General features: G+C 65.3%; 5 protein-coding genes. 3 read left to right on the top strand and 2 right to left on the bottom strand.

Annotated features, from left to right (window positions below):
- Window positions 1-131, top strand: a 131-nt coding sequence (locus tag AAC067_RS15810) for a hypothetical protein (protein WP_339933814.1), incomplete at its 5' end; no start/stop codon positions are given.
- A 3-nt stretch (window positions 132-134) separates the two neighbouring features.
- Here the strand turns inward: AAC067_RS15810 and AAC067_RS15805 are convergent.
- Together AAC067_RS15805 and AAC067_RS15800 are read right to left on the bottom strand one after the other, a co-directional pair.
- On the bottom strand, window positions 135-2312 hold the full coding sequence (locus AAC067_RS15805; RefSeq protein ID WP_339933818.1) for a peptidase domain-containing ABC transporter: 2178 nt from the start codon (window positions 2310-2312) through the stop codon (window positions 135-137).
- The gene (locus tag AAC067_RS15800) at window positions 2273-3514 is read right to left on the bottom strand and encodes an HlyD family efflux transporter periplasmic adaptor subunit (RefSeq protein WP_339933817.1); all 1242 of its coding nucleotides are present in this window, start codon (window positions 3512-3514) and stop codon (window positions 2273-2275) included. The genes AAC067_RS15805 and AAC067_RS15800 overlap by 40 nt, the downstream gene beginning before the upstream one ends.
- 122 nt (window positions 3515-3636) lie before the next feature.
- Between AAC067_RS15800 and AAC067_RS15795 the strand changes: the two genes are divergently transcribed.
- Entirely contained in the window at window positions 3637-3846 is a 210-nt protein-coding gene (locus AAC067_RS15795; protein WP_339933816.1) for a hypothetical protein, read from the top strand.
- 117 nt (window positions 3847-3963) lie between these two features.
- Window positions 3964-5061, top strand: coding sequence for a hypothetical protein (locus tag AAC067_RS15790; RefSeq protein ID WP_339933815.1), 1098 nt, complete (start codon window positions 3964-3966; stop codon window positions 5059-5061).
- Window positions 5062-5309 lie beyond the last annotated feature (248 nt).

Here is a 5309-nt window from a genome sequence, read left to right as displayed (position 1 = left end):
GCGGCGACGCCACCCGCAAGAAGAAGCTGCTCGAGAAGCAGAAGGCCGGCAAGAAACGCATGCGCCAGTTCGGCAAGGTCGAGATCCCGCAGGAAGCCTTCATCGCGGCGCTGAAGATGGACGACGATTGAAGATCAGGCGGGCCCGGGCTCCCCTTCACGCGGCAGGACCTGACCGGGCGACAGTGTCCCGCCGTTCACGATCAAGACCCTGTCCGCGCGCTGCAACAGGGCCGGCCTGTGCGCCACTACAATGCGGGTGATCGGCAGCTTTGCGATCAGGTCGGCGATCACCTCTTCGGTCTCGACATCCAGATTGGCCGTGCCTTCGTCAAGGATGAGAATGCGCGGCTGGCGGTACAGGGCGCGGGCCAGCAGGACGCGTTGTTTCTGACCGCCGGACAGGGTCGAGCCCATGTCACCGACCAGCGACAGGTATTGCATCGGCATCCGGCCGATATCGTCATGGACCTGGGCGGCATAGGCGGCCTGCTGCACGCGGGTCATGTCGAGGTCGGGGTCGAAGAAGGCGATGTTGTCGGCGATGGTGCCGGACAGCAGCCGGTCGTCCTGGGCCACCACCCCGACCTGTTCGCGCCAAGCGCGCCACAGATCCGGAGTCGCCGTTTGGCCATCGAGTGTGATCGCCCCGTCCGTCGGATGACGCAGGCCCAGCATCAGTTTCAGCAGGGTGGTCTTGCCGCCGCCCGAGGCCCCGGTGATGGCCAGGAACTCGCCCGGTTCGACGGTCAGGTTCAGGCCGTCCAAAATGGCGCGGTCGGCGGCCCCGTAACGGAAGTCGATGTCGCGCAGGGTCATGGCTCCGCGCACGTCGAGGCGCGGTGGCGCGGCGGCGGAGGACGTTTCGACCTCGGCGGTGACGATGTCGGCCAGCCGGTCCAGATGGAGCGTGAGGAATTTGAACTGGATGGCCTGGTTGATCAGGGCGTTGGCCCGGTCGGTGAAGGTCTGCCGGAACGACAGGAAGGCGAACAGCATGCCGACCGAGAAGCCGTCGCCGGCCAGGATGGTGCGCGCGCCCAGATAAATGACCAGCACGGTCTGAATGCCCGTGATCAATCCCTGGGTAAAGCTCAGCGAGATCTGGAATTTGCTGACCGAGACGGCCGCGTTGATGGCGTTGGCGTAGAGGTTGCGCCAGGAGCTTTCGCGCTCGGCCTCGCGGCCCATCACCTTGATCGTGGTCGCCGCCCGGACCGTTTCCATGATGTGGGACTGTTCGCGGGCCCTTTCTATGATCTGTTCCTCGGTCCGTGCCTTCAGGGCGGGGAACACGGCAAAGGCCAGCGCCAGGTTGATGGCCACGGCGCCGACCACGACGGCGGTCAGGATCGGCGAATACAGCAGCATGATGATGATCGCGACCACGGCCATCAGGCCGTCGATGATCGCGGCGATGACCCCGCGCGTCAGCACATCCTGGATGGCCGTGGCCGAGCCGATGCGGGACAGGATGTCGCCGACGTGGCGCTTTTCGAACCAGTCGGTCGGAAGCCGCATCAGGTGGCGGACGAGGTTGCCGACCATCTGGAAGCTGAGCATCTGGCCGAACACCTGCAGGGCCCAGGCGCGCAGGGCCTCGATCGACGCCTGGATGATCACCAGCGCCCCGAAGCCGATGGCCAGCACCGTCAGCAGGTCGCGGTCGGCGCGGAAAATGCCTTCGTCGACGACCAGCTGCATCTGGAACGGCATGGCGAAGGCGGCGATCTGCAGCGCCACCGACAGGCCCAGAATCTGGAAGAAGGCCGGCCAGAAGCCGACCATGCGTGACCACAGGCTGGTCAGTTTGATCGGCGCGCGGGCGGTGACCTTTTCGAAAGTGTCCGACGGGGTCAGCTCCAGCGCCACCCCGGTGAAATGTTTGGACAGGTCGTCCAGCGACCAGGTGCGGGCCCCGGCCGCCGGATCGTGGATCACGGCCTTGCCGTTCCTGACCGACTTCAGCACCACGAAATGATTCAGGTCCCAGTGCAGGATGGCCGGCAGTCGAACCTTGTCGAGCGCGGGCAACTCCACGCGCAGGGCGCGGGGGGCGAACCCCAGGCCGTCGGCCAGCCCCATGATGCTGCGCAGGGTCGCGCCGGACATCGACAGGGAAAAGCGCTGACGCAGGCCGTTCAGGTCGACGTCATGGCCGTGGTAGCGGGCGATCATGGCCATGCACACCAGCCCGCATTCGGCCGCTTCGGCCCCCTGGATGACAGGCAGTCGACGACGGCGAGAGAAATTCAGGTCGGCAAGGGGATTCATCAACGGCGTCCGGCGGCGTACAGGGGATCCAGCAACCACTCGAGCAGACTGCGACGATCGATGACCACATCCGCTGTCAGCAGCATGCCGGGTTGCAGCGGCACGGCCTGGCCATAGGCGGACACGCTGTCCTCCTTCATCCGCACCCGGACGCGAAACACCGGCTCCTGCACTTGCAGTCCGGGAATGGCGACCTCGGCCGGGGCCAGAACGGTGCGGGACACGGACGTCACAATGCCTTCCCCGGTGCCGAATTTCTGGTGCGGAAAGGCCTGGTACATCAGCCGCACCTCCTGGCCTTCACGCACGAAACCGGCGGCGCGGGACGGGGCATAGAGTTCCGCCTCCAGCGGCGAGTCGCCGGCGGTCAGAACAGCGACGGCCGCGCCCGGTGTTACGGTCTGGCCGGTGTCGACGGGCAGGGCGGCAATCCGCCCCGCCACGGTGGCGACCACGATGTAGGTCGACTGGGCCTCGGTCTGGGTCGCCTGCTGGTCCAGACTGGCCCTGACCGACGCGGCCTCGGCGTTGGCGGCGCGCAGGTCGATGGGGATGGCGGCGAGGCGGGCGCTGACTTCGCCGATCTCGCGTTGATAGGTCAGGGCCTGGGCCGACAGCTCCGAGGCCTGCTGTTCGACTGCCAGCGCCGCCGAGCGTCGGGCCTCCAGCTCCCGGCGCGGCAGGAAGCCCTGGGCGGCGACGGTCTCGGCGCGGGTCACCTCGGCGCGGGCCAGAACCAGCCGCTGGGCCTGCAGGTCGATGCGGTGGCGGACCTCGGTCAGCTCGCGTTGCAGGGCGGCCCGGCGTTCGGTCATCTGGCGTTGCTCGGCCCGGAGACTGGCCTGGTTCGCGGCGGCTCGGGCCCGCGCCGCCGTGCCCTGGGCCGCCAGACTTTCGGACAGGGCCACGAAGCTGTCGCCGGTCTCCAGCGCTGACGACAGGGTCAGGGTGGCGACCGGCTGGCCGACCGCGACGACATCGCCTTCACGGACATGGATGGCCGTGACCACGCCGCCCTGACGCGCCGTCAGGCGGATCATGCCCGCCCTCGGCGTCAGCCAGCCGGCGACGGTTTCCTTGCGCGCATAGGAGGCGGTGGCGGCGAAGGTCGCGCCGCCCAGCACCACAGCCACCATCAGGCCGGCGAGGATGCGGGAGGGGATGGAGGTGGCCAGAATGACCTCGCCGGCGAGACGGCGGGTGGCGTGGGTCACGGCCTCCTTACGGAACAGATCTGACACGGATAGCACACCCGCAAAAAGGGAAGGAGTTTCTACTTTTACGTTGACACGATATGGATTTGTAGCAAACCGTAAGTTGCGCCATCGGGCGCGAACACAAACCCTTACGAAGGAGACGTGCCGTGACGGATATCACTCAGGGAGTGCGTGAGCTGACATTCGATGAGGTGAACATGGTGTCAGGTGGCGGTTGGTTTGGCGATCTTATGGAAGCGGTTTTTCATTTCGCGACACAGATGCTTACGGAAGTGATTGACGCCGGTGTTTGGCTCATCGAGCATGGTCTGTACTACAAGCAGAGCGGCGACGGATGGGAGGTCGGGTTCGGCTAGTGATGCCTACCTGACTACTTTGGAGGCGGCGCTGTACGACGGGGTCGCCTCCGTTTTGGGAACGCATCCGGAATGAGAAATCCGTGTCTTTTCCTGGGTATCGTTCTTCTCGGCACCATGGCCGGGCAGGCAAGATCCCAGACCGTAGATAACCGCGTGCAACCCGCGATCCATTTTGAGCTGGAAAGCCAACCCAGCGGTCTGACCTATATCCATCTGGGGGACGTTTCGATCGGCGGAAGTCGGGGCGATGCCGTGTTTGATACCGGAGCGGAATATTCCTCCCTGACCGCGGCCGCCAGCCGCGAAGCTGTGCTTGTCGTGGCGCGGTCCATTCCTCTCAGAACCTTCAACGGCCGTGTCCGAGCCGATCTCTCCCGACCGGCCGAGATTATTATGCAAGGCGAATACCGGACCTCCGGGGCGGTTCTTACCCTGCCGGACGAGATTGACTGGCCCACCGGACGGTTGGTGTCCGCCGCGGCCTTTCCCGCCTTTTCAATCGATTTCGATCGCCAGAACATCATCGTCGGTCACGCGAGCTTGGCCCTAAAGCGATTGGAGGGAGGCAAACGCGAAGGGGTGTATTTTGTGGAGGTGCGCGGGCGCAGGCACATTCATCGTTTCATCATTGATTCCGGCGCAACCGGATCCCGCATGACCGCCGAAGCCATGAGCGACCTTTCCGAACTGCCGGGGGTCACCCGTACGGTCAGGTCGTATCTGTCCGCGGATGGACCGGGTCTGGAGCGAGGCATCGTTGCAATGTCGGGCCTGCCCTCGGGCGATCAGAGACTGCCCGCCATGGTCTTCCAGATCGTCGAGGCGGACGCCGTACCCATTGGCGGGTTTTCCGGCCTGATCGGCTTGCGAAACATGCAGGCGCTCAACTGGCATTTTGACGGGGCGTCGGGCACCGTGTCGGCAGCCGTCCGGAGCGTCTGGGTCGATGGCTATCCCGTTGTTGGCTTCTACGCCCGACACACCCAGGAAACCGTGACCGTGACCGGCCTGATTGAAGGCGGGGCAGCCGCGCGGGCCGATGTCAGGATCGGTGATCGGATTGTCTCGTTGAACGGCCTCCAGCCGTTCGGCGACAGCTATCAGGCATATCTGGAGACCGGAAATTGTGCCTGCAGCGACGCCTATGTCTTTGTGGTCGTCCGTGACGGGCAGACACTATCCCTGGGTGCCGAGCAGGCGGACCTGTTCTAGCGGCGGTCGTTCGGGGTCAACATTCTGCCGCTCCGTCCCCGGTGGGCACACCGTCGCCCCCATTTCGATTCCTCCGTTCGTGAAGGTCCCTCATCCGGCGGGGTGATCCCCTCACCATGCGACTGCTCGCGATCTGGGCGTGGTGGGCGAACTGTGGCAGGATGGGCGCGACCGGCTGAACGACGCCTCCTTTACCTTCGAGATGGAATCCAGCGCCGCCCTCGGCTTCGGCTTCCGCTGCGGCTTCC

This window comes from uncultured Brevundimonas sp., from assembly GCF_963977465.1.
Taxonomy (GTDB): domain Bacteria; phylum Pseudomonadota; class Alphaproteobacteria; order Caulobacterales; family Caulobacteraceae; genus Brevundimonas.
Note: the sequence above shows the minus strand (reverse complement) of the source record. Positions and strands in the feature narration are given on the sequence as shown.